This is a genomic window from Mycobacterium sp. (assembly GCF_029961025.1).
Classification (GTDB): Bacteria; Actinomycetota; Actinomycetes; order Mycobacteriales; family Mycobacteriaceae; genus Mycobacterium.
Window position 1 is genome coordinate 82,762 of sequence record NZ_JASBVP010000004.1, and the last position, 26,272, is coordinate 109,033.

General features: G+C 67.2%; 26 protein-coding genes. 17 read left to right on the forward strand and 9 right to left on the reverse strand.

Annotated elements, in window-relative coordinates; genetic code table 11:
* Positions 1-19 precede the first annotated feature (19 nt).
* Complete coding sequence (locus tag QJR12_RS05615; RefSeq protein ID WP_300579737.1) at positions 20-451, forward strand: hypothetical protein; 432 nt, start codon at positions 20-22, stop codon at positions 449-451.
* Between the two features lie 34 nt (positions 452-485).
* On the opposite strand, the gene QJR12_RS05620 is transcribed toward QJR12_RS05615, so the two are convergent.
* The 4 genes from QJR12_RS05620 to QJR12_RS05635 are packed head-to-tail and all read right to left on the reverse strand — an operon-like array spanning position 486 to position 4,840.
* Entirely contained in the window at positions 486-2,162 is a 1,677-nt protein-coding gene (locus QJR12_RS05620; protein WP_300579739.1) for a cytochrome bc complex cytochrome b subunit, read from the reverse strand.
* The gene (locus tag QJR12_RS05625) at positions 2,159-3,367 is read right to left on the reverse strand and encodes a ubiquinol-cytochrome c reductase iron-sulfur subunit (protein WP_300579741.1); all 1,209 of its coding nucleotides are present in this window, start codon (positions 3,365-3,367) and stop codon (positions 2,159-2,161) included. The genes QJR12_RS05620 and QJR12_RS05625 overlap by 4 nt, the downstream gene beginning before the upstream one ends.
* Positions 3,364-4,179 carry a cytochrome c gene (locus tag QJR12_RS05630; protein WP_300579967.1) on the reverse strand — a complete coding sequence of 272 codons (816 nt, stop codon included), beginning with the start codon at positions 4,177-4,179 and terminating at the stop codon, positions 3,364-3,366. Before QJR12_RS05630 ends, QJR12_RS05625 begins: the two co-directional genes overlap by 4 nt.
* Positions 4,180-4,228: 49 nt before the next feature.
* Complete coding sequence (locus QJR12_RS05635) at positions 4,229-4,840, reverse strand: heme-copper oxidase subunit III (RefSeq protein WP_300579743.1); 612 nt, start codon at positions 4,838-4,840, stop codon at positions 4,229-4,231.
* Between the two features lie 109 nt (positions 4,841-4,949).
* Between QJR12_RS05635 and trpD the strand changes: the two genes are divergently transcribed.
* The 5 genes from trpD to pimB all read left to right on the forward strand — a co-directional run bounded on the left by trpD (position 4,950) and on the right by pimB (position 9,739).
* Positions 4,950-6,047, forward strand: coding sequence for an anthranilate phosphoribosyltransferase (gene trpD / locus QJR12_RS05640; RefSeq protein ID WP_300579745.1), 1,098 nt, complete (start codon positions 4,950-4,952; stop codon positions 6,045-6,047).
* Between the two features lie 231 nt (positions 6,048-6,278).
* A complete protein-coding gene (locus QJR12_RS05645) occupies positions 6,279-6,497 on the forward strand; it encodes a hypothetical protein (protein WP_366526296.1) in 219 nt (72 codons plus the stop codon).
* 160 nt (positions 6,498-6,657) lie between these two features.
* Positions 6,658-7,734: a peptidoglycan hydrolase RipC gene (ripC, locus tag QJR12_RS05650; protein ID WP_300579970.1), complete on the forward strand. Its 1,077-nt coding sequence runs from the start codon at positions 6,658-6,660 to the stop codon at positions 7,732-7,734.
* A 106-nt stretch (positions 7,735-7,840) separates the two neighbouring features.
* Entirely contained in the window at positions 7,841-8,584 is a 744-nt protein-coding gene (locus tag QJR12_RS05655) for a DUF4157 domain-containing protein (protein WP_300579972.1), read from the forward strand.
* A gap of 9 nt (positions 8,585-8,593) precedes the next feature.
* On the forward strand, positions 8,594-9,739 hold the full coding sequence (gene pimB / locus QJR12_RS05660) for a GDP-mannose-dependent alpha-(1-6)-phosphatidylinositol monomannoside mannosyltransferase (RefSeq protein ID WP_300579746.1): 1,146 nt from the start codon (positions 8,594-8,596) through the stop codon (positions 9,737-9,739).
* Positions 9,740-9,867: 128 nt separating this feature from the next.
* Here the strand turns inward: pimB and QJR12_RS05665 are convergent, their stop codons facing one another.
* A complete protein-coding gene (locus QJR12_RS05665; RefSeq protein WP_300579747.1) occupies positions 9,868-11,670 on the reverse strand; it encodes a long-chain fatty acid--CoA ligase in 1,803 nt (600 codons plus the stop codon).
* Positions 11,671-11,800: 130 nt separating this feature from the next.
* Between QJR12_RS05665 and QJR12_RS05670 the strand changes: the two genes are divergently transcribed.
* From QJR12_RS05670 to QJR12_RS05695, 6 genes are all read left to right on the forward strand, one after another.
* Complete coding sequence (locus tag QJR12_RS05670) at positions 11,801-12,190, forward strand: polyketide cyclase / dehydrase and lipid transport (RefSeq protein ID WP_300579748.1); 390 nt, start codon at positions 11,801-11,803, stop codon at positions 12,188-12,190.
* 99 nt (positions 12,191-12,289) lie between these two features.
* Positions 12,290-12,727 (forward strand): SRPBCC family protein, encoded by a 438-nt coding sequence (locus QJR12_RS05675; RefSeq protein ID WP_300579750.1) that lies wholly within the window; start codon positions 12,290-12,292, stop codon positions 12,725-12,727.
* Complete coding sequence (locus tag QJR12_RS05680) at positions 12,720-13,976, forward strand: ArsA family ATPase (RefSeq protein ID WP_300579974.1); 1,257 nt, start codon at positions 12,720-12,722, stop codon at positions 13,974-13,976. The genes QJR12_RS05675 and QJR12_RS05680 overlap by 8 nt, the downstream gene beginning before the upstream one ends.
* 76 nt (positions 13,977-14,052) lie before the next feature.
* Positions 14,053-14,400 (forward strand): hypothetical protein, encoded by a 348-nt coding sequence (locus QJR12_RS05685; protein ID WP_300579752.1) that lies wholly within the window; start codon positions 14,053-14,055, stop codon positions 14,398-14,400.
* A 196-nt stretch (positions 14,401-14,596) separates the two neighbouring features.
* Entirely contained in the window at positions 14,597-15,322 is a 726-nt protein-coding gene (locus QJR12_RS05690; protein ID WP_300579754.1) for a lysophospholipid acyltransferase family protein, read from the forward strand.
* Positions 15,323-15,404: 82 nt separating this feature from the next.
* Complete coding sequence (locus QJR12_RS05695) at positions 15,405-16,502, forward strand: IS110 family transposase (protein WP_300575550.1); 1,098 nt, start codon at positions 15,405-15,407, stop codon at positions 16,500-16,502.
* A gap of 327 nt (positions 16,503-16,829) precedes the next feature.
* Here the strand turns inward: QJR12_RS05695 and QJR12_RS05700 are convergent, their stop codons facing one another.
* A complete protein-coding gene (locus tag QJR12_RS05700) occupies positions 16,830-18,128 on the reverse strand; it encodes a glycosyltransferase 87 family protein (protein WP_300579756.1) in 1,299 nt (432 codons plus the stop codon).
* Between the two features lie 90 nt (positions 18,129-18,218).
* Between QJR12_RS05700 and QJR12_RS05705 the strand changes: the two genes are divergently transcribed.
* From QJR12_RS05705 to QJR12_RS05720, 4 genes are all read left to right on the forward strand, one after another.
* Positions 18,219-19,100 carry a hypothetical protein gene (locus tag QJR12_RS05705; protein WP_300579757.1) on the forward strand — a complete coding sequence of 294 codons (882 nt, stop codon included), beginning with the start codon at positions 18,219-18,221 and terminating at the stop codon, positions 19,098-19,100.
* 127 nt (positions 19,101-19,227) lie between these two features.
* The gene (locus tag QJR12_RS05710; RefSeq protein ID WP_300579759.1) at positions 19,228-19,707 is read left to right on the forward strand and encodes a polyadenylate-specific 3'-exoribonuclease AS; all 480 of its coding nucleotides are present in this window, start codon (positions 19,228-19,230) and stop codon (positions 19,705-19,707) included.
* Between the two features lie 55 nt (positions 19,708-19,762).
* On the forward strand, positions 19,763-21,151 hold the full coding sequence (locus tag QJR12_RS05715) for a class II 3-deoxy-7-phosphoheptulonate synthase (RefSeq protein ID WP_300579761.1): 1,389 nt from the start codon (positions 19,763-19,765) through the stop codon (positions 21,149-21,151).
* Between the two features lie 87 nt (positions 21,152-21,238).
* On the forward strand, positions 21,239-21,643 hold the full coding sequence (locus QJR12_RS05720) for an Rv2175c family DNA-binding protein (protein ID WP_300579762.1): 405 nt from the start codon (positions 21,239-21,241) through the stop codon (positions 21,641-21,643).
* Positions 21,644-21,656: 13 nt separating this feature from the next.
* On the opposite strand, the gene QJR12_RS05725 is transcribed toward QJR12_RS05720, so the two are convergent.
* Both QJR12_RS05725 and idsA2 read right to left on the reverse strand, forming a co-directional pair.
* Positions 21,657-23,201, reverse strand: a complete 1,545-nt coding sequence (locus QJR12_RS05725) for an alpha-(1->6)-mannopyranosyltransferase A (protein ID WP_300579763.1) — start codon at positions 23,199-23,201, stop codon at positions 21,657-21,659.
* Between the two features lie 5 nt (positions 23,202-23,206).
* Entirely contained in the window at positions 23,207-24,256 is a 1,050-nt protein-coding gene (gene idsA2 / locus QJR12_RS05730; protein WP_300579976.1) for a bifunctional (2E,6E)-farnesyl/geranyl diphosphate synthase, read from the reverse strand.
* A gap of 295 nt (positions 24,257-24,551) precedes the next feature.
* On the opposite strand from idsA2, the gene QJR12_RS05735 reads away from it, so the two are divergent.
* On the forward strand, positions 24,552-25,445 hold the full coding sequence (locus QJR12_RS05735; RefSeq protein WP_300579765.1) for a mycobacterial-type methylenetetrahydrofolate reductase: 894 nt from the start codon (positions 24,552-24,554) through the stop codon (positions 25,443-25,445).
* A gap of 39 nt (positions 25,446-25,484) precedes the next feature.
* Here the strand turns inward: QJR12_RS05735 and QJR12_RS05740 are convergent, their stop codons facing one another.
* The gene (locus tag QJR12_RS05740; RefSeq protein WP_300579767.1) at positions 25,485-26,195 is read right to left on the reverse strand and encodes a DUF3153 domain-containing protein; all 711 of its coding nucleotides are present in this window, start codon (positions 26,193-26,195) and stop codon (positions 25,485-25,487) included.
* Between the last annotated feature and the right edge of the window lie 77 nt (positions 26,196-26,272).

Sequence of the window (26,272 nt, forward strand, 5' to 3'; positions counted from 1 at the left end):
GGCAACCTAGGAGGTAGTGATGACCCCAACGGCGCAGGCAGCGACTCGTACGCGCATGTTCGCCCGGGTGTTGGGCCCGTTTTTCGCAATCGTCCCTACTAGCGTGGCACTTCGCGGCGCGGATATGCGGGATTTATTCGCCGAATTCCAGGCCAACCCGATGTGGCCATGGCTCTATGGCGCCATTCTGCTGTTATTCGGCCTGGTCGTCATCGCGTTTCACCAGTACTGGCGCACCCCCGCGGCGATCATCGTGTCTGCTGTGGGCTGGTTTCTCGCGATCCGCGGGCTGCTGCTGCTGACCGTTCCCCGGGTCTACAGCGCGGCGGGCAACGCCGTCTACCGGTCTGGTGCGACGGCGGTGATCTGGGTGATATTCGTCGGGCTGGCCCTGGCCGGGCTCTATTTGACCTACGTGGGTTGGGGGCCGCAACGACGCCAGGCCGGGTGACTACGGCCGCCAGCTGCCAAACCCTTTAGTTCTCTTAGTGATTGTCGGGATCGCCGTGATTGTCGCCGGTTGTATTGGCTTCCTGGCGCTCGCGCAGCGCGGTCAGGGCGCGCTGCTCGGCAGCGTGCGCCGCTTCCCGCAGGGCGATGTCTTCGGACGCCGGGTCGGCGAACAAGAAGCTGCCGTGGCCGGGCGACCCGGCCAAGCCGAGCTTGTTCATCCGCTTGGGGATCGGCGCACCCTGGTATTCCAGCGGTATCGGATGGCCGTGCTCGTCAACCGGACCGAGCGGCTGGTGCAACTCGATGTAGGCGCCCTGCGGCAGCCGTTTGATGATGCCCGTTTCGATGCCGTGTTCGAGGACCTCCCGATCGCTGCGCTGCAACCCGATACACCACCGATAGGCCACGAAGTAGACGATCGGCGGGAGCAGCACCATGCCGATGCGGCCGATCCAGGTCGTCGCGTTGAGCGAGATGTGGAACTTGAGTGCGATGATGTCGTTCATCGCGCTGAGGGTGAGCACCATGTAGAAGGCGATCGCCATGGCGCCGAGCGCCGTACGCACCGGGACGTCCCGCGGCCGCTGCAGCAGGTTGTGATGCGCATAATCGCCGCTGAAGCGTTTTTCCAGGAACGGGTAAACGATCAGCAGCACGAACACCAGCGTCATGATCACCACCACCCAGACCGGCGCCGGGATCGTGTGATGCCCCACGTAGAGCTCCCAGGCCGGCCAGATCCGGGCCAGGCCCTCGGTCCACATCATGTAAAAGTCCGGCTGGGAGCCGGCCGAGACATGGGATGGCTTGTAGGGTCCCAGGTTCCAGATCGGGTTGATCTGCAGCAGGCCGCCCATCAGGCCGAGAACGCCGGTGGTCAGCGCGAAAAAGGCACCGGATTTGAGGGCGAACACCGGCATCACCCGCACGCCGACGACGTTCTCTTCGGTGCGGCCCGGACCCGGGAACTGGGTGTGCTTTTGAAACCACACCAACGCCAAATGGATAGCGATGAGCGCCAGGATGATTCCCGGAAGTAAAAGAATGTGCAGTGAATACATGCGCGGCACGATGTAGCCCGCCGCGTCGCAGTTGTCTCCCACACCACCGCAGGGGAAGTCGCCACCGAACAGCGCCCAATGCAACCACGTCCCGATCACCGGTACTCCCAACGTGATCGACGACGCCGCCGCACGCAGCCCGATACCCGACAACAGATCGTCGGGCAGCGAGTAGCCGAAGTAGCCCTCGAACATGGCCAGGATCAAAAGCAGGGAGCCGATGATCCAGTTGGTCTCGCGGGGCCGGCGGAAAGCGCCGGTGAAGAAGATCCGCGCCAGGTGCACCATGATGGCGGCCGCGAACATCAGTGCCGCCCAATGGTGGACCTGGCGGACGAACAAGCCGCCACGCACCTCGAAGCTGATATCGAGCGTTGAGGCGTAGGCCTTCGACATCTGCACTCCGCGCAGCGGCTGGTAGACGCCGTTGTAGGTGACCTCGTTCATCGACGGATTGAAAAACAGCGTCAAGTAGACGCCGGTAATCAGCAGCACGACAAAGCTGTACAGGGCGATCTCGCCGAGCAGAAACGACCAGTGTGTCGGGAAGACTTTATTGAGCTGGCGGCGCAGTGCGGCCGACGGGTGATAGCGGACATCAATGTCGTTGGCCTGGCGGGCCAGGATGTCACCGATTTTCGGGCTCATGAGGTGCGCTCCCAGAAGGCCGGCCCGACGGCCTCGACGAAGTCGCCGTTAGCGACCAGATAGCCGTCGGTGTCGATGGTGATGGGCAGCTGCGCCAACGCACGGGCAGCCGGACCGAAGATCGGCTTGGCGTACTGCAGCGCGTCGAACTGCGACTGGTGGCAGGGGCAGAGGATGCGGTAATCCTGTTGTTCGTAAAGCGAAGCCGGGCAACCCAAATGCGAGCAGACCTTGGTGAAGGCGAAAAGATCTCCGAAGTTGAAGCTCTCCTGGCCCTTGCGTTTGATTACCCGAGACATGTCACCCGGCCGGATGCGGATGAGCATCACCGGGTTGCGCACGCCCATCATGATCTCCGACAGCTTCTCCCGGGATTCGGGTGTGGTGCCGTCGCCGTCGGACTCGCGCCAGGGGAACACGGTCTCCATCCCGCCGGGGTCGATGTCTTGCGGGCGCATCTTGATGAACGGCGCCCCCGCGTGCTCGCCGGTGGCCCGGGCCAGATAGATAGTCTCGCCGGGGTACCGCGGGGTCCAGCCCGAGGTCCACAGCACGGCCTGCTTCCCCCTGGCGGTGGGGACGACCGGTTTCCAGGGGTTTTTGATCAGTCCGCCGACGAACGCCACCAGGGTGCCCAGGCCGAACGTTCCCAGGCCGACGCCCAGGGACATCCCGATGAGTTTGCGGCGGCGGATGGTGGAGCTTTCGAAAGCGTCCGTCAGGTTGGCGGCCGCGGTCTTGCGGTGGATCTCCGGGGATCCGGCACCGGCGCCGTCGTGGCGCTCCTGGATCGAGATCTCGGCCGGGATGAATTTTTTCTGGAATAGCACCGCGCCCACGGCTATCGACAGGATGGAAAGCCCGAAGGTCAGCCCGTAAAGCGGCGTGGTGAGCGAGTAGAGGAGACTGCCGGGGGCCTGCTTGGGTTTGTACTGCCAGGGCCAGAACAAAAAGATCAGCAGCAGCGCCAGCCCGAAGACCCCGCCCAGCAACAACCACAGCGCCACTTGGCGTTCGGCCCGTTTTTCGGCTCTGGTGCCCGCGACCGGCCAGCGAGGCTCTTTGTAGACCGTGTCCACCCCGTCGAGTCGCCCGCCCAGCGCGACCAGCTCCTCGCGCGACATAGCGGCCAGCGCGGCCTCGTCGGGCTGGCCCGGAATCTCGGTGCCGGTGACGTCGTTGATGTCGCTGTTAGCGTCGCTCATGCCCGCGCCCCTATCCATAGCGCCGCGCCGATGACCGCGACCATGCCGATGATCCAGATCGCCATGCCCTCGGGGGCCGGCCCGAATCCGCCCAGGCCGTATCCGCCCGGGCTGCGTTCCTCGGCGACGGTTTTCACATAGGCGATGATGTCCCTCTTTGCGTCGAACGAGAGCTGCCGATCGGAGAACTTCGGCATGTTGCCCGGGCCGGTCCGCATCGCGGCGAGGATTTGCTGCTCATTGGCCGGCCCCAAGTCAGGCGCGTGCTTGCCGGATGACAACGCGCCACCCTTGCCGGTGAAGTTGTGACACGAGGCGCAGTTGAGCCGGAACAGGTCACCACCGCGGCCCAGGTCGTCCCCGCGCAGCGACTGCTGGGCGATGCTGCCGTCGGGGTTGCGCACCACGGTGGGGCCACCACCATTGGCCTGCACGTAGGCACCCAGCGCGTCGATCTGCGCGGCGTCGAAAACCGGCCTTTCCTGGCGTTCCGCCTGCGCCTCACCGCGCCTGGCGGGCATCCGGCCGGTGGACACCTGGAAGTAAACCGCCGCCTCGCCAACACCGATCAGGCTCGGGCCGCGATCGGGCACCCCCTGCAGGTTGGCCCCGTGGCAGCTCACGCACGACGTCTCATACAGCTCTTTGCCGGTGCGCAGCAGCGCCGAGGAGGACTCGTCGGCGACGGCGAGTTGGGGGCGCGGGGTCAGCACCGCGGCCAGCCCTCCGGCGAGGGCCAGCGCCGCCAGCAACAGCAGTCCGCCCGACAGCCGCCGGCGAAGACGCCGCCGCGTGCGGGCGGCCAACCTCATGGTCTTCAAGCAAACGCTCCTGTCTGAACTGGCCCGTTCACGGGTCTGGTCATCGGATGAAGTAAATCGTGGTGAACAGCGCGATCCATACGATGTCGACGAAGTGCCAGTAGTACGACACGACGATCCCCGCGGTTGCCTGTGCGGGCGTGAACTTGCTCATCGCGGTGCGGGCCAGCAGGAAAATGAAGGCGATCAGGCCCCCGATGACGTGCAGCCCGTGAAAGCCGGTGGCCAGATAGAACACGCTGCCGTAGGCGCTGGCCGGGATGGTGGTGCCGTGGGTGCTCAGGTGGTAGTACTCGTAACCCTGGCCCAGGACGAAGAACAGGCCCATCAGGAAGGTGATGACGTACCAGCGGCGCAACCCGAACACATCGCCGCGTTCGGCGGCGAACACCCCCATCTGACAGGTAAACGACGAGGAGATCAGCACCAGGGTGACCGGCACGGCCTGATACAGGTTCAGGTGGGTCGGCGGCGGCGGCCAGTTGCCGCCGGCCTCGGCGCGCGCCGTGAAATACATCGCGAACAGCCCGGCGAAAAACATCAGTTCGCTGGAAAGCCACACGATGGTGCCGACACTGACCATGTTGGGTCGGTTCAGCGAATGCACCCGCGATGTGATCGCAGTGCCTGAAGTCCCCGCAGCGCTTGTCACATTCGCAAGTATGACGCTTTGTAGTTGTCGTACTCCACCCGGGTGGGGGATCGGGCGGCCATCTGTCCTCTCGCTTGGGGTCGCCCGGTCTTCGTGGGACCATCGACGGGTGGCTCTCTCATCTGAGGCGGCGTCGCCGGGGGTGTCGTCCCGCCCGGGCGGGGCGGCGTCGTGGCCGCAGGTGCTGGCGCGGTTAATGGCGGCAACGGACCTGGCGCGCGGGCAGGCCGCCTGGGTCATGGAGCAGGTCATGACCGGGGCCGCGACACCGGCTCAGATCGCGGCTTTCGCGGTGGCGATGACGATGAAGGGGCCGACGGCGGCCGAGGTCACCGAGCTGGCCGACATCATGCTCAGCCGGTCACGCCGGCTGCCCGTCGACGTGATCGGCACCGATACCGTCGACATCGTCGGCACCGGCGGCGACGGCGCGGGCACGGTCAACCTGTCGACCATGGCGGCAATCGTGGCGGCGGCGGCCGGTGTCCCGGTGGTCAAGCACGGCAACCGGGCCGCGTCGTCGCTTGCCGGTGGCGCCGACACCCTGGAGGCGCTCGGGGTGCGGATCGATCTGGGGCCTGACGAGGTCGCGCGCAGCGTGGCCGAAGTCGGGATCGGGTTTTGTTTCGCACCGATGTTTCACCCGTCGTATCGGCACGCGTCGGCGGTGCGCCGCGAGGTCGGTGTGCCCACGGTGTTCAATCTTCTCGGGCCGCTGACGAATCCGGGGCAGCCGCGGGCGGGGTTGATCGGCTGCGCATTCGCTGATCTGGCCGAGGTCATGGCCGGGGTGTTCGCTGCCCGCGGCTCCAGCGTGTTGGTGGTGCGCGGCGATGACGGCCTCGACGAGCTGACCACTACCACGACGAGCACGATCTGGCGGGTGCGGGCCGGGGCCGTGGACAAGCTGGCGTTCGACCCCGCCGGGTTCGGTTTCCCGCGGGCCGGGTTGGGCGAATTGGCGGGCGGCGACGCGGCGCGCAATGCGGCCGTGGCGCGTTCGGTGCTGGCCGGCGCCACGGGCCCGGTTCGCGATGCCGTCGTGCTCAACGCCGCCGGGGCGATCGTCGCTCACACCGGGTTATCCAGCCACGCCGAATGGCTGCCGGCGTGGGAGGACGGGCTGGCCCGGGCCGCCACGGCGATCGATAGCGGGGCGGCCCAACGGCTGCTCGCGCGGTGGGTCAGGTTTAGCCACCACGCCTGAGTTTCGTTCGGTTCCGCTCGCCGGCCCGCCCGGCGGCACGGCAATCGGTCCGGTCGCCGCCCGGGGGATCTGTCGGTACCCACAAATAGCCTTGCGCAAGGCCGAACCAACATGCCGGGAGGACAGCGATAGATGGGACAAACGCCAGATGGGACGCTTCGGATGGGACGACTCAGCGCCCGATCGCGTCGGGCAGCACCGAGCGGCACGGGGCTCGATCGCGCCGACGCGGTGCGCATCGACTGTGACGAGTGCGCGGCTCGCGGCCCGGGCTGCCGCGACTGCGTTATCAGCGTGGTGCTCGGTGTGCCGGATTGGTTGCACGAGGACGAACGCGCCGCGTTGGAGGTGCTCGCCGACGCGGGGCTGGCCCCCAGGTTGCGGCTGGTGCCGATCCGACGAGACCATCCCGCCCCGGCTGAACCGGGGCCGAGCACCAAATCTTGCTGATTTCTTAATGTTCGGATGTTGGCAATAGCTATACCATTTCGTAACCTATCTGAGACTTTATGCGGATTCGGCATTGCGTCGAGGGCTAAAAGGACATATCGCTTTGGGGTTGGGGCAGGGCCGCAGGCATTGGGGCGCGGGCGTGATCACGAGGTTTGCCATCGGCGTGATCATGGGCTGCATGATTCTGGCCGGCGTTGTCGGCGCACCGGCGCCGGCGGACCCGGCCGACGATGCGCTGGCAAGACTCCATGAGTTGTCCCGGCAAGCCGAACAGACCACCGAGGCGATGCACAGCGCCGAGCTCGATCTGAGCGAAAAGCTCGCCGCTCAGCGCGCCGCCGAGCAGAGGCACGCCGAGGACCAGGCCGGGTTGGACGCCGCAAGGGCGCGGTTAGCGGCGTTTCAGTCGGCTGTGGACAGATTTGTGGCCGCGATGTATATGGGGGGTCGCATGGACGGCGTGACCGCCATGCTCACCGCGGAGGCACCCCAGCAGCTGCTCGGGAAGCTGGCCGTGCAGCGGGTGATATCGACCCGAATGGCCGAACAGATGGCCGGCTACCGGGCGGCCGGTGAGCAGGCCACCAAAGCCGAGCGGGCCTCTGCAAAGTCCGCCGCGGACGCCAGGACCGCAGCCGAGCAGGCCGCCGCGGTGCGGGCGAACCTGCAGGCCAAGCAGAGCCGGCTGCAGGTTCAGATAGCGGCGGTCAAGTCGCAGTATCGCGCGTTGACGCCCGAGCAACGCACCGCCCTGGCCGACCCGGGTCCGGTGCCGGCGGTAACCACCGCCCCCGGACCGCAGGGAGTGCCGCCCGGCGAGCCCGTCGCCGGCGGGGCTCCGGGGACGACCCCGCCCGACGCGCCGCCCGCCGCCGCTCCGGGCGCCAGTCAGGCCGCTATCGCCGTGCAAGCAGCCCTGACCCAAATCGGGGCGCCCTATGCCTGGGGTGGTGCGGCGCCGGGCGGCTTCGACTGTTCCGGTTTGGTGATGTGGGCATTCCAACAGGCAGGTATCGCATTGCCGCACTCCAGCCAGGCCCTGGCCCACGGCGGTCAGCCGGTCGCGCTGTCGGATCTGCAGCCCGGCGATGTGCTGACCTTCTATTCGGACGCCTCGCATGCCGGCATCTACATCGGTGACGGCTTAATGGTCCATTCCTCCACCTACGGTCAGCCGGTGCGGGTGGTGCCGATGACCGCCTCGGGTCCGGTTTACAACGCCCGCCGTTACTGACCTTGCTGCCCGGGTGTGCCGGTGGCCTGCGAAGCTGCTGGCATTCACGCTGGTTGTCGCGGTGGTCCTGGTCCCGGCCACCGGGTCGCGCCCCCCGCGCGAACCCATGCGCGTGATCCCCGCGAGCCCGGTGTCCTCAGTCGTCATCGCCGGGCGCGCCGTGTGGCTGACGAGTTACGGCGGGCCGGCATCGGCTCACCTGCTGGCGCGGATTTCGGACGAGTTCGGCGCGGCGGTGGAGGATGTGCGGGCCTTCTGGGGGGGCGACTGGCCGAGGGAGATCGCGGTGGTGCTCACCGGAACCGAACCGCAGTTTCGTGCCCAGGTCGGCGGCGGTGACACCGCCCGGCAGTGGTCGGACATCGCGGCGGTGACGGTCGCTGATCGCGTGGACCCGGTCCGGCGCCTGGCGTTCGGTCAGCGAATCGTGTTCGCGCCCGGTGCGCTCGCCATGAGCCGGACAGCGCTGCGAATCGTGCTGGCACATGAGCTTTTTCACTATGTGGCGCGGCGAGACACCGCGCTGGACGCGCCCCGCTGGCTGGCCGAAGGTGTTGCCGATTTTGTTGCCCGCCCACCGGTGGCGGCGCGCGGCGCAACGACACCGCCCGAGACGTTGCCGTCGGACGCGGACCTGGACGCGGCCGGACCGCAGCGATCGCTGGCTTACGACCGCGCGTGGTTGTTCGCGCGGTTCGTCGCCGCGACCTACGGGATCGCCAAGTTGCGTGCGCTGTATCTGGCGGCGTGTGGCGTCGATCATGCCGACCTGCCCGGCGCGCTGCGCACCGTGCTTGGAACCGACGCCGCGGGCGTGCTAGCCGCCTGGCAGCGCTGGCTGGTGGGTTAGTCTGGCCCAGTGAGCCGGATTTTGTTGGTAACCAACGACTTTCCACCTCGACCCGGTGGTATCCAGTCGTATCTGGGCGAGCTGACGCGCCGGCTGGTCGATGGCGGGTCGCATACCGTGACGGTGTATGCGCCGCAGTGGAAGGGTGCCGGCTCCTTTGACCGCTCGGCCCGCTCGGCCGGCTATCAGGTGGTACGCCATCCCGGGACCCTCATGCTGCCGGGCCCCGCCGTCGCCGCCCGGATGCAGTGGCTGATTTCCCGGCACCGCATCGACACCGTCTGGTTCGGTGCGGCGGCGCCGCTGGGCTTGCTGGCGCACCGCGCGCGGCGGGCCGGGGCGACGCGGGTGCTGGCCAGTACGCACGGCCACGAGGTGGGCTGGTCGATGTTCCCGGTGGCGCGTTCGGTGCTGCGACGCATCGGCGAGAGCTGCGACGTCGTGACCTTCGTCAGCCGCTACACCCGGGCCCGATTCGCCTCGGCCTTCGGGGCCGAGGCCGCCCTGGAATACCTCCCACCCGGCGTCGACACCGACCGGTTCCGGCCCGACCCGGCGAGCCGGGCCGAGCTGCGCGCCCGCTACCGGCTGGGGGAACGGCCCACGGTGGTGTGCCTGTCGCGGCTGGTGCCGCGCAAAGGTCAAGACATGCTGATCCGGGCGCTGCCGTCGATCCGAAGGCGGGTCGACGGCGCCGCCTTGGTCATTGTGGGCGGCGGGCCCTATCTTGCGGGGCTGCGCCGGCTGGCGCAGCGGGCCGGGGTGGCCGAACACGTGACGTTTACCGGGGGAGTGCCCGCCGATGAGCTGCCCGCACACCACGCCATGGCCGATGTGTTCGCGATGCCCTGCCGTACCCGCGGTGCCGGGCTGGATGTCGAGGGGCTGGGCATCGTCTACCTGGAGGCTTCGGCCTGCGGTGTTCCGGTGATCGCCGGAAACTCGGGTGGGGCTCCGGAAGCGGTGTGGCACAACAAAACCGGTCTTGTGGTCGATGGGCGTTCGGTCGATCAGGTCGCCGCTGCCGTCATCGAGCTGCTGGCCGACCGCGAGCGTGGCGCCGCGATGGGAGCAGCCGGGCGGAAGTGGGTGATGGCCCACTGGCGCTGGGAAACCCTGGCGGCACGACTGGCCCAATTGCTGCGGGGTGAGTGATGGCGAACAGGCCCAAAGGCACACGAAATACCAGTTAGCACAGGACTTTTGCATCGTGAGCGGCGAAGCCTGGTCGAGCGGCTGCGCCGCGGCGGCGCGCCCGGCATCGGCACCGGGCTAACCCCGGGCTAACTCGTGCTGTAGAGCGCCTCGATATCCGAGGCGAACTTCTCCGCCACCACCTTGCGCTTGACCTTCATCGTCGGTGTCAGCTCACCGGTATCTTCGGTGAAATCGACGGGCAGGATCCGGAATTTACGGATCGACTCGGCGTGCGAAACCGCCAGGTTCGCTTGTTTGACGGCGGCGTCCACCTCGGCGACCAGGTCGGGATCGGCGACCAGATCACCCATCGGGATCCGGGCGGGCTTGCTGTGGCGCTGCTTCCAGCCCTCGAGCGCCTCGGGGTCGAGGGTGATCAGCGCCCCGACGAACGGTCTGGCGTCACCGACGACCATCGCCTGGCTGATCAGCGGGTGCGCCCGCAGCTGGTCTTCGAGCACCGCGGGGGCGACGTTCTTGCCGCCCGAGGTGACGATGATCTCCTTCTTGCGGCCGGTGATGGTCAAAAAGCCGTCCTCATCGACGGCGCCGCGATCACCGGTCTTGAACCAACCGTCGGAAAACGCCTCGGCGGTGGCCTGCTCGTTGCGCCAGTAGCCGCCGAATACCACGCCGCCCCGTACCAGCAGCTCGCCGTCGTCGGCGATACGCATGCTGTTGCCGGGCAATAGCTTTCCTACCGTGCCGATTTTCAGGTCACCGACTTGGTTGACGGTGATGGCGGCGCTGGTTTCGGTGAGCCCGTAGCCCTCGTGGATGGTCAATCCGACACCGCGGTAAAAGTGGCCCAGCCGTGCGCCAAGCGGTGCGCCGCCCGAAATAGAAGCGCGACAGTCGCCGCCCAGCGCCGCACGCAACCGGTGATACACCAGGCGGTCGAACACCGCGTGCTTGACGCGCAGCAACAGCCCCGGACCACCACGGTCGCAGGCTTCACTCCAGTCCACCGCGGTCTGCGCGGCGATCGCGAAGATCCGGCCCTTGCCCTCGTTGGCGGCGTTTTGGGCGGCGGTGTTGTACACCTTCTCGAACACCCGCGGCACCGACACCACGATCGTCGGCTTGAACACTGCGAACATCGGGACCAGGTTCTTGATGTCACTGGTGAACCCGACGGTGACTTTGTTGTGAACTGCGGCCAAGGTGACCGCCCGGGCCAGCACATGCGCCAGGGGCAGGAAGACCAGCAACCGCTCACCTTTGCGCAGCAGCGTCGGGAGCACCTCCTTGGCGCCTTTGACCTCATAGACGAGGTTGGAGTGGGTGAGCTGGCATCCTTTGGGCCGCCCGGTGGTGCCCGAGGTGTAGATCAGGGTCGCCGGGTCGGCCGCACGCAGCGCGTCGATTCGTTTGCCGAGCTCGGCGGGGTCGATCGACGCGCCCTCCGCGGCGAGCTGGTCGAGCGCCGCGGGACCGGAACCGTCGATCGGGAGCAGTCTGCGCAGCATCGGTAGCTCGCCGGCGAGCTCGGCGACCAGCGCCGCATGCCGGTCGGTTTCCGCGAAAACCAGCACCGCCTCGGAATCCTGCAGCACCCAGCGCACCTGCTCGGCCGATGATGTCTCATAGATCGGGACGGTGACGGCACCGACCGCCAGGATCGCGAAGTCGAGGATCGCCCACTCGTAACGAGTGGCCGAAAAGATCACCACCCGCTCCCCGGGCTGCACCCCAAGTCCAATCAAACCTAATGCAGCGGAACGAATTTCGGCAGCAGCGGTGGCACAGCTGACATCGGTCCACACGCCGTCGATCAGGCGCTGGAAGAGCACGAAGTCGGGATCGTCGCGCTCGTGTTCAAAGATAGCGGTGACGATGGTGTCGTGCTCGCCGACGGTAAACGACGCGGGAACGCTGAACTCACGCACTTTTCGACCTCGCTTGACATCTGTAGGGCAGCCCCGGATGCTGTTCAGCCTAGTGCGCGCCGCGTGCCGGATGTGACTGGCTTCACTTTGGTGCGGATGCGCTCGTGGGTAGGTGTGTGAAGCTAAGGCGGTGCACAGCATTCAAATCGCCGACGAGACCTTTATCGCCGCCGACGCCAGGCGGGTGAGCGCCGCCATTGCCGATCCGGCCGGCTGGCGGCGGTGGTGGCCCGACCTGCGGCTGCGGGTCGTGGAGGATCGCGCCGAGAAGGGGATCAGGTGGGCGGTGACCGGAGCGCTCACCGGGACCATGGAAATATGGCTGGAGCCTTCGCTGGACGGCGTGCTGCTGCACTACTTTTTGCACGCCGAGCCGTCGGGTGCCGCCGCCTGGCAACTGGCCCGGATGAATCTCGCCAAAATCACCCACCGTCGCCGGGTCGCCGGCAAGAAAATGGCCTTCGAGGTGAAAGAGAAACTGGAGCGTTCGCGTCCGGTGGGGGTTTCTCCGGCGGGTTAACCGCGCCTTCGCCGGCAAGGTACCGTTTCTGCGAGGGCGTGGGGTGCGCGCACGGTGCCGCTCGCCCGCGCGGGGGGCGACGGGGAAGGGAAGCAACAGGTGACGGAGAAGACGGCGCAGACGATCTACATCGAGGCGGATCCGCGCACGGTGATGAAGGTGATCGCCGACATCGATTCCTATCCCGAATGGGTCTCGGAGTACCGGGAGGCCGAAGTATTGGAGGCCGACGCCGAGGGTTACCCGAAGGTGGCCCGGATGGTGTTGGACACCGCCGTCCTCAAGGACACCATGGTGTTGTCTTATGATTGGCCCTCCGATCGTGGATCGGTTCGCTGGTCGCTGGTCTCCAGCTCGTTGCTGAAGTCACTTGATGGCGAGTATCGCTTGGCGCCTAAGGGATCTGGTACCAATGTCACCTATGAGCTCACGGTCGACCTGGCTATCCCGATGATCGGCTTGCTCAAGCGCAAGGCCGAGCGCAGGTTGATCGACACCGCGTTGAAGGACCTAAAGAAACGAGTCGAGGCTGAGTGAGTCTGCAGCGCCCACCCCGGCCAGGATCAGTCTTTTCGTCGGCAAGGGCGGCGTAGGCAAGTCCACCCTGGCGGCCGCCACCGCGGTACGGGACGCGCGCGCCGGTCGGCGGCTGCTGGTGGTGTCTACCGATCAAGCTCACTCGCTCGGTGAGGTGCTGGGCGTGCAGGTGCCGCCGACCGCTCGGCGCGATCCGGTGCGGGTGCTCACCCACGACGCCGGCGGCGGCTTCCTGGATGCGTTGGCGCTGGACACCCTCGCGCTGCTGGAGGCTCGTTGGCGTGAGGTCGTCGACATGCTGGACCGGCGATTTCCCGACTCCGAATTGGCCGCTGTCGCCCCTGAAGAACTCTCGGCACTGCCCGGTGCTCAGGAAGTGCTCGGCCTGCATGAGGTCGGTGGGCTGGCCACCACCGGGCAATGGGATCGCATCGTGGTGGACTGTGCTTCCACCGCCGACGCGTTGCGGATGCTGACGCTGCCGTCCGCTTTCGGGCTGTACCTGGAACGTGTTTGGCCACGACATCGCCGGCTCTCGATGACCGTCAACGACGCCCGGTCGGCCGCCCTGGTGGACCTGGTCGAGCGCATCGGTGCCGGCCTCGAGCGGCTGCGCGCCCTGCTGACCGATGGTGAGCGGGTCGGTGCGCACCTGGTGTTGACCGCCGAACGGGTAGCGGCGGCCGAGGCGGTCCGAACGCTGGGAGCATTGGCGCTGATGGGGGTGCGCGTTGAGGAGCTAATCGTCAATCAGGTTCTGCTGCAAGACGATTCATACGAGTATCATAATCTGCCCGAGCATCCGGCGTTCGAGTGGTATACCCACCGTATCGGCGAGCAGCGTGCGGTTCTCGACGAGTTGAATGCCACCATCGGTGACGTGGCACTGGTGCTGGCTCCGTATCTGGCGGGCGAGCCGATCGGCCCCAAGGCGCTCGGCGACCTGCTCGAGAATGCCTGGCGCCGGGGCGGATCGGCTCCGCCGGGGCCGTTGCGTCCCGTCGTCGACCTGGAATCGGGGTCGGGGCTGGGATCGGTGTACCGGTTGCGACTAGAATTGCCTCAACTCGATTCCGGCACGCTCACCCTGGGTCGGGTCGACGACGACCTGATCATCGGTGCCGGGGGGATACGGCGCCGGATCCGGTTGGCGTCGGTGCTGCGCCGATGCACGGTGCTGGACGCGCACCTTCGAGGTAGCGAGCTGACAGTGCGATTTCGACCCGATCCGGAGGTGTGGCCGCAGTGACCGCCGGTAACGATGCAGCGCGGACCGACGAGGTGGGGGCCGGGGCACCGCTGGCCTGCGGGGGAGAACGACGCTGGTGACCGACGCTCACCGCGAGGTTGGTCCGGAGTTGCGCAAGCTGGCACAGGCCATCCTCGACGGGATTGACCCCGCCGCGCGGGCCGCGGCGGCGCGGATGGTGGCCGGCGGGGCCGGCACCGGGAGATGCCAGCGGGTGTGGTGCCCGGTGTGTGCGCTGGCCGCACTGGTGACCGGTGAGCAGCACCCGTTGCTGACGGTGATCGCCGAACATAGCGTCGCGCTGCTGGAGGTGATCCGCGCCATCGTCGCCGACATCGAACAATCGGTGCCCCCGGACCGTCCGCCCGCCGAGGCCACCTCGAAGAGTCGATACCAGCCCATCCCGATCACCGTCGAGAACTAAAAACTAAATTTGCCTGCCCGCCAGTGCTGCGGACCCGGTCGATCTGCTATGGAGCCGGCGGGAGTGCTGGAATCCCGGCTGCACAGCGGCATACCGCCCAGCAGGGCCGCCGGCTGCCACGGCAGGTGGTCGCCGCCACGGCGGGTGGGTACAGTTGGCGCAGAGCGCCATCCGGTGTGGGTTTGAGGGAGGGTCCATGTGGTACTGGTTGTTTAAGTACATCTTCATGGGCCCATTGCTGGCCCTGCTCGGTCGACCGAAAGTCGAAGGGCTGGAAAACGTTCCGCGTTCAGGGCCGGCAATTTTGGCCAGCAATCACTTGGCGGTGGCGGACAGTTTTTATCTCCCGCTGGTGGTGCCGCGCCGGATAACGTTTCTGGCCAAGAGGGAATATTTCACCGGTACCGGGCTGAAGGGCTGGTTCCTCCGCTGGTTTTACAGCACCACGGGGCAAGTACCGATCGACCGCTCCGATGCCGACGCCGCGCAGGCCGCGCTCGACACCGCTCAGCGGTTGCTGAACGAGGGGAAGTTGCTGGGAATGTACCCGGAGGGCACCCGCTCGCCCGACGGGCGGTTGTACAAGGGGAAGACCGGGCTGGCCAGGCTGGCGTTGCACACCGGGGTGCCGGTGATACCCGTGGCCATGATCGGCACCGACACGGTCAACCCGCCGGGCAAAAGGATGTGGCGGTTCGGCCGGGTCACCATCCGGTTCGGCAAGCCGATGGACTTTTCCCGGTTCGACGGACTGGCCGGCAACCGATTCATCGAGCGGGCGGTCACCGATGAGGTGATTTATGAGTTGATGGGGCTTTCCGGCCAGGAGTACGTCGATATCTATGCCGCCAGCGTGAAAAACGGCTACCGCGGCACCGACGCGAACGGTGATGCCCGGATTCCGGAAACAGCGGCCGGTTAGACGGTATGGGGGGCTGGGGTCTCGCTCACATGTGAACGTGGGTTGCCGACAGGAAACGGGTCCTGGCCGGTAGAGCCACAAGATGTGGGAGGCCCCAGTGAAGGTTCAGCGTACGAGTGTTGGTTTGGATGTGCATGCGCGGTCGGTGGTTGGGTGCGCGTTGGACGGAGATACCGGTGAGGTATTCGAACGTCGGTTGACCCCGGATTATCAGGAGATTTTGGAGTGGTTGCGATCGTTGCCGGGCCGGGTCGCGGTGGCCTATGAGGCTGGCCCGACGGGGTTCGGTCTGGCGCGCTTTCTGGTGGCGGCTGGGGTGATGTGTCTGGTGGCCGCTCCGTCGAAGCTGCAACGCCCGACCGGGGATCGGGTCAAGACCGATGCCCGTGATGCGGCGCATCTGGCCCGGTTGCTGCATTTGGGTCAGATTGTGGAGGTCACGGTTCCCAGCGCCGAGCAGGAGGCGGCCCGAGATCTGGTGCGGGCACGAGAGGACTGCCGCGGGGATCTGATGAGTGCCCGGCATCGATTGTCGAAACTGCTGTTGCGGCAGGGGGTTATCTATTCCGGTGGAGGAACTTGGACCGGCAAGCACGAACTGTGGCTGCAGCGGCAGCGGTTTGACGCACCGGCGTTGCAGCTCACCTACGACACGGCACTGGACACGATGCTGGCCACCGTGGATCGCCGTAACCGCCTCGACGAGGCGATCGCCAAGTTGGCCGCCGACAGCGCCTACACCCCGGTGGTGACCCGGCTGGGTTGTCTGCGCGGGGTCTCGACGCTGACGGCGTTTGGGCTGGCCGTCGAGATCGGCGACTGGCACCGGTTGACCGGCCGCTCGATCGGCGCCTACCTGGGTCTGGTGCCATGCGAGTACAGCTCGGGGGCTTCCCGCTCGCAGGGGGCGATCACCAAGACCGGCAACGGCCACGCCCGCCGACTGCTCATCGAGGCGGCCTGGCATCACCGCCAGCCCTACCGACCCGGAATGGTGATGCGGCGCCGCTGGGACGCGGCCAGCCCGGCAGCACGGGCGCGCGGCCAACAGGCCAACCGGCGCCTGCACGAGCGCTGGTGTCGCTTCGATGCCCGTAACAAGCGCCCGGTGGTCGCCAACACCGCGATCGCCCGCGAACTGGCGGGCTGGTGCTGGTCACTGGCGGTCCTCGACAGCTAAACCCGCGCCCTCCACAACTGCCCGAATCGAGCCTGGTGGCGGCAGCGCCTGGGAGTGACCCGCGAACGCTTTATGAGCAATCCTGTTGCCTGACAACATGATGACGCTCGACCTCTAGATCCGCGATCCACTCCAGCAGAACAGTCCGTCCTGCGGTAACCAACCCGCGAATATCAGACTTGACACCCGCGTCGACAACCTCGACACGCTCGCCAACCGGGACGATTCGGTCAACCGGAAGCAGGCGCCCGGCGACGGCCGCGGCGCCTGCTTCCCCCTGCCTGGTTGACAAAACGAATTACATATCAAAGCGTGTCGGATCGGCGGTCACCCGGGCGCCGATACCGCTGTCGCGCGGGGCACCACAGATGCCCGGGATGCCGTTTGCGCGGTGACGGTGAGCCCCGCGGTAACGATGACCCCCAGCGCCCACCACACATACGAGGCCCCGGCGAGTTGACGCCACCACGCCGCGGTCGCCTCGTGGTGCTTGGGAAGCAAATCGATGGGCGTCCACACCATCAGCGCTATCCCGGCCGCGCTCAGCGCGGCCATCGCCGCGCCGCGCCGCCGCCAGGCCACCGTCGAGGTCACCACCACCGACGGCAGCATCCACACCCAGTGGTGTGACCAGGAGACCGGTGACACCACCAACCCGAACAGCGCCACCACGATCACCGCCAGCATCGGCTCCCCGGCATCCAGCACCCGGCGCGCCGCCCACGCGGTGATCGCCAGGACGAGCAGGCAGGCCGCGGCCCACACCAGGAATCGTTCCTGGTCCCCCAGCCTGAGCCGCGCCAGCACGCCCGCGACGTTCTGGTTGGTGTTCAACGACGCCGCCCCGATCCGGTCGGTATTGCGTACCGTGTCGGTCCAGTATTCCCAGGAGTCGCGCCAGGCCAGCAAGAAACCCGCCAGGGTCGCCGCCCCGAACGATGCGGCCGCCCGCGCTACCGTGCCGAGGTCCCGGCGCAGCAGGAAGTACAGCAGAAACACCGCCGGGGTGAGTTTCAGCGCGATCCCCAACCCCAGCACGATTCCGCGCGGCCACGGGGTGCGGCGCGGCACACAATCGGCGATCACCAACGTCATCAGCACCACGTTGATCTGACCGAACGCGAAGTTCGACCGGATCGGTTCCAGCCAGATCGCGGCCGCCGCGACGATGACGGTGGCCAGCCAGCTTCGTCGTAACCACGCGGGTCCCGCGGCCAGCCGCGAGGAGGTCCAGACACCCAGGCCGGTCAACACCATGACCATCGCGGCGATCAGCAGCACGAAAGTCAGCGAGGTGATGGCCACACTGGCCGCCGGCATCTGCAACCACGCGAAGGGGCAGAACACCACCGCCGCGAGCGGGGGATAGGTGAACGGCAGGTCCAGGCCGATCGGGGTGTGAAACAGGGCCCCGTCGCTGTACAGCGGACGACCGTCCAACCAGGCCTGACTCCCCATCCGGTAAATGTCGACGTCGATGCGATAGGGAGTGCGCCCCAGCAGCCGCCAGGCGGTGTAGCCCAGGGCGGCGATGGCCGGCAGCCACAGCGCCCACCACACCAGAATCTGCCGAACGGCTGACCGCCCGCGTCGACTGCCCGCGTCGGGCGACCGCCATTCACTCATGTTGAACACCAGCCTATCGGCGCGCCCGCGACGAGCCGAGCGGTATCCGGATACGGCGCCGGCGCGTCGGGTGGGCGTACGTTTTTAAACGTGCTCCGCTGGCTGCAGCATGACATCGTCGAGCGCGGCCGGCTGCCGCTGCTGTGTTGCCTGGTCGCGTTCATCGTGACGTTTTTCGTGACGCGCACATTCGCGCGTTTCATCCGCTATCGCACCGAGCGGGGTCTGCCGGCCAAATGGTGGCAGCCCCGGAATATCTACATCGGCTCGCGACACATCCACCACGTGGTGTTCGGGGTGGTCCTGGTGATGATCTCCGGCGTGACGTTGGTGACGATTGCCGTCGGCGGCAGCCAAACCGAATTCACCGTCGCCGGGACTTTTTTCGGCATCGGCGCGGCGCTGGTGCTGGACGAATACGCGTTGATCCTGCACCTTTCCGATGTGTACTGGGAGGAGGATGGGCGCAGCTCGGTCGATGCGGTCTTCGCGGCGGTGGCGGTGACCGGACTGCTGGTGCTGGGTTTGCACCCGCTGATGTTTTTCATCGCGCTGTGGCACGACACGCACGAGCCGCTGATGCGGGCGCTCGCGATTGCCGGGAGCGTGCTGACGTTGCCGCTCGCCGTGCTGGTGCTGTTCAAAGGCAAGGTATGGACCGGCTTGATCGGCATGTTCTTCGCCCCGCTGCTGCTTATTGGCGCGATCCGGTTATCGCGTCCGCACGCCCCGTGGGCGCGTTGGCGCTACACCAAGCAGCCGGACAAGATGCGCCGTGCGCTGGAGCGGGAGCGTCGGTTGCGGCGCCCCGTGGTGCATGCCAAGCTCTGGCTGCAGAGCGCGGTCGCCGGAACGCCGCGCTTTGCCGACGAGGTCGCCGTCGACGCCCAGCTGGACCGCGAAGTCCACCCCGCGCCACCGCCCGAAGCACCCCGGCACGCCCTGACGGCACGCGGTACTCGCCCCGGCTGAGCGTCGCGTCTCCGAGCGGGGAGCGGCTGGCGGTTTGGTTGGCCGGTATCGGGGATTGCCGGGTGTCGGATTCTGCGCGTCGAGGTCATCGAGCGGCGCCCCCGCCCGCTCCGGTTAGGCTGCGCGGGTGCGGTACTTCTACGACACCGAATTCATCGAGGATGGCCGCACCATCGATTTGATCTCGATCGGGGTGGCGGCCGAGGACGGCCGTGAATATTACGCCGTGTCCACCGAGTTCGATCCCGAGCGGGCCGGGCTGTGGGTGCGCAGTCATGTGCTGCCGAAACTGCCGCCGCCCGCCTCGCCACTGTGGCGCTCACGGAACCGGATTCGCGCTGATCTGGAACAGTTCTTCGGTGTGGAACGCGCGGATCCGATCGAGCTGTGGGCCTGGGCTGGCGCCTACGATCACGTCGCGTTGTGTCAGTTGTGGGGCCCGATGACGGATCTGCCGCCGGCGATGCCCCGGTTCACCCGGGAGCTGCGCCAGCTGTGGGAGGACCGCGGGTGCCCACCGATGCCGCCCCGCCCGCGGGACGTTCACGACGCGCTGGTCGATGCCCGTGACCAGCTGCGCCGCTTTTTCCTCATCACCGCCCGGTGACGATGCGGGCCGGGACGGCCCCGGGAGCAGGCGATGCCCCGGTTACCATGATCCAATGAACTGGACCGTCGACATTCCGATCGACCAACTGCCGCCGCTGCCGCCGCTGCCGCCGGATCTGCGGGCCCGGCTGGACGCCGCGCTGGCCAAACCCGCTGCTCAGCAACCCGACTGGCCGGCGGACGAAGCCAAGGCGATGCGGACGGTCCTGGAGAGCGTGCCCCCGGTGACGGTGCCGTCGGAAGTCGTGCGGCTGCAGGGCTTGCTGGCGCAGGTGGCAAACGGTGAGGCGTTTCTGCTGCAGGGCGGCGACTGCGCGGAGACGTTCGTCGACAACACCGAACCCCATATTCGGGGCACCATCCGCACCCTGTTGCAGATGGCGGTGGTGCTGACCTACGCCGCCAGCGTGCCGGTGGTGAAGGTGGCCCGCATCGCGGGTCAATACGCCAAGCCCCGGTCGGCCGACATCGATGCGCTGGGTCTGCGCTCCTACCGCGGGGACATGATCAACGGCTTCGCCCCGGACCCCGCAGCCCGAGAGCACGACCCGTCGCGGCTGGTGCGCGCCTACGCCAATGCCAGCGCCGCGATGAACCTGGTGCGGGCGCTGACATCCTCGGGCCTGGCGTCGCTGCACCTGGTGCACGACTGGAATCGGGAGTTCGTCCGGACCTCTCCGGCCGGGGCGCGCTATGAGGCCCTGGCGACCGAGATCGATCGGGGGTTGCGGTTCATGAGCGCCTGCGGGGTGGCCGACCGTAACCTGCAGACCGCCGAGATCTATGCCAGCCATGAGGCTTTGGTGCTCGACTACGAGCGCGCCATGCTGCGGTTGTCCGACGAGCCCGAGGGGGTGCCCAAGCTGTATGACTTGTCGGCGCACTTCTTGTGGATCGGGGAGCGCACCCGGCAACTCGACGGCGCGCATGTCGCGTTCGCCGAGGTGATCGCCAACCCCATCGGTGTCAAGATGGGGCCGGCGATGACCCCGGAGCTGGCGGTGGAGTACGTCGAACGCCTCGATCCGCACAACACCCCGGGCCGACTGACGTTGGTGAGCCGGCTGGGCAACAACAAGGTGCGCGATCTGCTGCCCCCGATTGTGGAGAAGGTCCAGGGCACCGGGCATAAGGTGATCTGGCAGTGCGACCCGATGCACGGCAACACCCATGAGTCATCCACCGGATACAAAACTCGGCACTTCGACCGCATCGTCGACGAGGTGCAGGGTTTCTTCGAGGTGCACCGGGCGCTGGGAACGCATCCGGGCGGTGTGCATGTGGAAATCACCGGCGAGGACGTCACCGAGTGCCTCGGTGGCGCGCAAGACATCTCCGATACCGACCTGGCCGGCCGTTACGAGACCGCGTGTGACCCCCGGTTGAACACTCAACAGTCGCTGGAGCTGGCGTTTCTCATCGCCGAAATGCTGCGCGATTAGCGTCGGCGAACGATCACAGCAGAGCACCGCGATGTGGGCGCGGAAACCCGCGCGCGGCGTCGCGGACGGCGTTCTACACTGGGCGCGGTGAGCAGCATTCCGGTCGGCGAGGACGTTCTGGATCCCGACGAGCCCACCTATGATCTACCCAGGGTCGCCGAGCTTTTGGGGGTGCCGGTCACCAAGGTGCACCAGCAGCTGCGGGAAGGTCACCTGGTCGCGATCCGGCGCGGTGGGCACGTGGTGGTGCCGCAAGCGTTTTTCACCCAGTCCGGTGAGGTGGTCAAAAGCCTGCCGGGGTTGTTGATGGTCCTGCGCGACGGTGGCTACCGTGACACCGAGATCATCCGCTGGTTGTTCACTCCCGACCCGTCGCTGAGCCTCACCCACGACGGAACACGCGAAGTGGCCGGCAACGCCCGCCCGGTCGACGCGTTGCACGCCCATGAGGCTCGCGAAGTGCTGCGCCGGGCGCAGGCGATGGCTTATTAAGTGGCCGATTCAGTTAAGCCGCGGCCGGCGGTACGGCCGGCTGTGCGGCGGCGCGGCGCGGTTGCGGCGCTCGGTGCAGCGCAGACCAGGCGAGAGCGGCGCAGGCGGTCGCCAGCATGACGTGGACCCACGAGTACATGCCGTGCGCCCCATCGGGTTTGAAGATCACCATCACCCAAGTCGAGACGCCGGCGATGGCCGCGAGTGCCGTTTGCGAGCGAGCCAGCGGGGCCACCACGGCCAGCGGCCAGCTATAGTACCACGGCAGCGCCGCCGGCACGAACAGCACCACGATCAGCATCGACCACGCGAGGCCGGTGAGCGCGGCCCGGTCGGTGTGCCGGAATCGCCACCACAGCCACGGCAGGGACACCGCGATGATCGCGATTCCGGCGAGCCGGGTGACGTGCAACACCGCGTAGAAGTTGACCGGAAAGAACCAGCCACCCACCGCGTGGAGCAGGTTTGCGGTCGCGGTGGGCACGGTCAGCCAGTTGATGATCTTCACCGAGCCGGCCAGCGCGGTCAGCCAGCCCAGGCCGACCCCCGCCAGGGCGGACAACGCCGCGAACACCGCCACGAAGATCACCGTGGACATCGCGGTGGCCACCGCGAACGCCCGCACGGGCGGGTATCCCCTGCGGTCGCGCAGGTGGTGTGTCCACACCCACACCAAGAACGGCAACGCGATACCGGCGGTGGCTTTGACCGCGGCGGCCACGGCGACCAGGGTGACACCCGAGAGATGGCGCCCACCGAAGGTCAGCGCGATGCCCGCGGCCAGCAGGCCCACCATCAGCATCTCGTTGTGTACGCCGCCAACCAGATGGATAACGACCAGCGGATTGAGGACGCAGATCCACAGCGCGGTCGGGCCGTCGGCGCCGAGATGGCGGGCCGTCCGCAGGGTCGCCCATATCAGCAGCGCCATCCCGGGCAGCATGCACAACCGCAACAGCATGGTCCCGGCGATCACGTGGTCGCCGCACACCGTGGTGACGAACCGCGCGACCAGGATGAACGCTGGGCCGTACGGCGCGGTGGTGATAGTCCAAATTGGACTTACATTGTCCAGCAATGGATTTGGATTGTCCACTGGGGCAACAGCATAGGGGTCTAGGCCGTCGCGCAGCAGGGCGCCCTGAGCGAGATAGGAGTAGGTGTCGCGGCTGAAGACCGGCACCGACAGCAGCAACGGTGCCAGCCACAAGCCGGTGGTCGCCACCATGGCGTATTCGCCGGCCCGGCCGGCGATGACACGACGGCCGAGGGCAAGCCATGCCAGCAGCATGAGCGCGACGCCGAGCCACAGCAGGACCGAGGAGAGCACCAGCCCGTGCCCGAAGCGCAGCCAGGACAGCTGGATCGACTCCAGCAGCGGGTCATGCGGCTTGGTGCTGCCGGCACCGAGCCCGCCCACGGTGATCAGCACCGCACCCGCGGAGCCCACCAGCGCGAGTCGACCTTCGGGTGTCGCAGTAACCGCGCGCAGACGTGGGAAGTGGTGCGCCACATGGTTTTCCGAAGCGGCCGCCGGTACAGGCACGGGGGTGGTCATACCGGTCAGGAGGATCGGCTGGCGGCCAGCCTGGCCAGGTCGGACAGGCCAGCCTTGGCCACCGGGTTGATCGGGGCGGCGTCGAGCGTCAGCAGCGCCCGCCGGGTAAGCACGTCGATGCGGTCCTCCACCGCGGCCAGCGCACCTACCGACTCGATGACGTCGCGTAGTTCACGCAGTTGCCCAGAAGAAAGGTCGGTGCCGATGGATCTGCGCAACAGGTTGGCCGCGACGGGGTCTGACTTATCGGCTAACTCCAGCGCCGCCGCCACCAGGACGGTGCGCTTGCCGGAGCGCAGGTCGTCTCCGGACGGCTTGCCGGTGACCGCCGGGTCCCCGAAGACACCCAGCACGTCGTCGCGCAACTGGAACGCCAGGCCGAGGTCGGTGCCGAGCTGATGAAAAACGCCGTGGACGTCGGGGCGATCGGCGGCCGCGGCCGCCCCCAGCTGCAAGGGTCGCGACACCGTGTAGGCGGCGGTCTTGAAGGTGTTGACGGTCATCGCCGAGGCGATCGACGGGGCGGCGCTGGCCGCGGCGCGGATGTCGAGGTATTGCCCGCCAAGCAGTTCGGTGCGGATATCGGCCCACACCCGCCGGACCCGCGCGTGCGCATCGGGCGGAAGATCCACGGCGGTGACGATATCGTCGGCCCACGCCAGCGCCAGGTCCCCGAGCAGGATGGCCGCTGAGACGCCGAACCGCTCCGGTGAGCCGCGCCAGTGCCGGCCATGGTGCAGGTTCGCGAACTTGACGTGGGCGGCCGGCCGGCCCCGGCGTGTTCCCGATCCGTCGATCACGTCGTCGTGCACCAGCGCGCTGGCGTGCAGCAGCTCCAGCGCCGAAAACAGCAGCCAGACACCGGGATCAACGTCACGGGTGGTCACCGCACGCCAGCCCCAGTAGGCGAAAACCGGCCGGAGGCGTTTGCCGCCGTGCAGCACGAACTCTTCCAGAGCGGCGATCAGGTCGTCGTAGTCGGCGCCGATGTGCCCGGCATCGCGACGGCGGCCGCGCAGATATCCCCTCAACTGATCGGTGATCACGCCGGCCAACTCCGCGGTTGCCGGTGCTTCGACGCTCAGCGCGGCGCCCCTTTCCGCCATGGTGGCCCCCAGTCCGGGTGTCCACGTACCTTCAGCGTAGAGCGTAGAACCGAATCGCCTTAACCCTGCCCTGCTCTAGATTGCCCAGCTCAACGGGGTGTCGTGCCGAGTCCGGTGGGCGCCGAGCGGCTGTCGCGACGGCCCGGCGGCTGCGACGCCTAAGCTGGCGACGAGTTGGGCCGATTGCCCCGGCCGGCCGGTGCGCTGCTGTCGAAGGAGCGATGGAGAGGTAACGAGGAGGCCCGTGAGTTTCACCACCGTAGCCTTGGAGCTTTTGCCGACGGCCACAGCAGAAGGTCGGGAGCGGGCCGTCGAGGATGCGCGCAAAGTGCTGCGAGTCGCCGCCGAAACGGGTCTGCAGGGCCGTATCGGCCACGTGATGATCCCCGGGATCATCGCCGAGGAGAGCGATCGGCCGGTCGAGATGAAGCCCCGGCTGGACGTCCTGGAATTCTGGTCGATCATCAAACCGGAGCTGCCCGGGGTGGGCGCGTTGTGCAGCCAGGTCACCGCCTTCACCGACGAGCAGTCCTTGCGCCGGAGACTCACCGATCTGCTCGCCGCCGGGATCGAGGGTGTCGTGTTCGTCGGTGTGCCGCGCACCATGCACGACGGTGAGGGCCCGGGCGTCGCGCCGACCGACGCGCTATCGATCTACCGGGATCTGGTGGCCAACCGGGGGGTCATCTTGATCCCCACCCGGCAGGGCGAACACGGCCGGTTCGGTTACAAGTGCGATCGGGGTGCCACCTTCGCCCAGACCCAGCTGCTGTATTCCGACGCGATCGTGACCTTTTTGACCGAGTTCGCCCGGCGCAGCGAGCATCGGCCGGAGTTGTTGCTGTCGTTTGGTTTCGTCCCCCAGGTGGAAAGCCGGATCGGGCTGATCAACTGGCTGATCCGCGACCCGGGGAACGCCGCGGTGGCCGGTGAGCAGGAGTTCGTCAAGAGGTTGGCCGGCAGCGAACCCGCCGAAAAACGCCGGCTCATGGTCGACCTGTACAAGCGGGTGATCGACGGCGTCGTCGACCTCGGTTTCCCGCTGAGCATCCACCTGGAGGCGACATACGGCGTATCCGTCCCGGCTTTCCAGACGTTCGCAGAAATGCTCGCCTACTGGTCGCCCGCCAAGTCCTGAACGAGTACTCGTGACCCGCGGGCGTCCGGTCCGCCCGGCCTAATCGGCGGTTCGGGTGAACCGCGGGGAGCGGTCGCGGCTGCGCCAGGCCAGCAGCGCCACGACACCGGCGACCGCGAACGAGGTGAGGCCCAGCCACGTGGCTGCCCGGGTGAACGAACGGGTGCTGGGGTCGGTGTAGCGCGCCTGGGCGGTCATGGTGCTCACCACGCCGGGTTTGAGCTTCCATTGCACCACTTCGGGTTCAACCCGATCCCCGTTGGTTGAGGTCACCGTTCCGGGGAAGGCGACGCTCAACTCGACGTCGGCGTCCGGATCATGCAACGAGGTCAGGTCGGCGCGGCCCTCCAAGATCACCAGATCACCGGCTCGTCGCAGGTCGAGATTGACCCCCTGGGCGTCGGGATTCATGTTGGCCAACTGCGGCAGTTCGGCGAAGGTCAGGCCGGAAAACCACGCCTCGGACCCCACATAGCCTTCGCGCTCATACTTGGCGACCGCGACTTTCTGGCTGAACGGCAGGTTGTTCGAATCAAGCTGCGGCCCGGCATCTTTGCTGTTGCGTGGTTTGGCCGCAGCGATAATTTGCCCGGACACCAGATCGTCGGGGGAGACGGTGAGCGATGTCTTGACGCGCACGCATCCGGTGGCGATCGGCAGTGTCAACAGCAGCGCCGCACCCAGCAACACGCGGCGGCGCCGATGCGGGCGCCGCCCGCGCGAAGCCAACAGCGGCAATCTCACGCGCATCAGGTCATCGTGCCAGACGTGCGTGCCCCGGGGCATCGAGACGAGCCCCGGCAGCGCTGCAGGACCAGAGATCGCCG

Bases quoted from the DNA above. Each gene is read 5' to 3' on its own strand.
- QJR12_RS05655 (WP_300579972.1), top strand. From the start codon at position 7,841: ATGCGCGTGATCCCCGCGAGCCCGGTGTCCTCAGTCGTCATCGCCGGG.
- QJR12_RS05695 (WP_300575550.1), top strand. From the start codon at position 15,405: ATGTGGGAGGCCCCAGTGAAGGTTCAGCGTACGAGTGTTGGTTTGGAT.
- QJR12_RS05625 (WP_300579741.1), bottom strand. From the start codon at position 3,367: ATGAGCGACGCTAACAGCGACATCAACGACGTCACCGGCACCGAGATT.
- QJR12_RS05715 (WP_300579761.1), top strand. From the start codon at position 19,763: ATGAACTGGACCGTCGACATTCCGATCGACCAACTGCCGCCGCTGCCG.
- QJR12_RS05725 (WP_300579763.1), bottom strand. From the start codon at position 23,201: ATGACCACCCCCGTGCCTGTACCGGCGGCCGCTTCGGAAAACCATGTG.
- QJR12_RS05615 (WP_300579737.1), top strand. From the start codon at position 20: ATGACCCCAACGGCGCAGGCAGCGACTCGTACGCGCATGTTCGCCCGG.
- QJR12_RS05630 (WP_300579967.1), bottom strand. From the start codon at position 4,179: ATGAGGTTGGCCGCCCGCACGCGGCGGCGTCTTCGCCGGCGGCTGTCG.
- QJR12_RS05740 (WP_300579767.1), bottom strand. From the start codon at position 26,195: ATGCGCGTGAGATTGCCGCTGTTGGCTTCGCGCGGGCGGCGCCCGCAT.
- QJR12_RS05620 (WP_300579739.1), bottom strand. From the start codon at position 2,162: ATGAGCCCGAAAATCGGTGACATCCTGGCCCGCCAGGCCAACGACATT.
- QJR12_RS05690 (WP_300579754.1), top strand. From the start codon at position 14,597: ATGTGGTACTGGTTGTTTAAGTACATCTTCATGGGCCCATTGCTGGCC.
- QJR12_RS05700 (WP_300579756.1), bottom strand. From the start codon at position 18,128: ATGAGTGAATGGCGGTCGCCCGACGCGGGCAGTCGACGCGGGCGGTCA.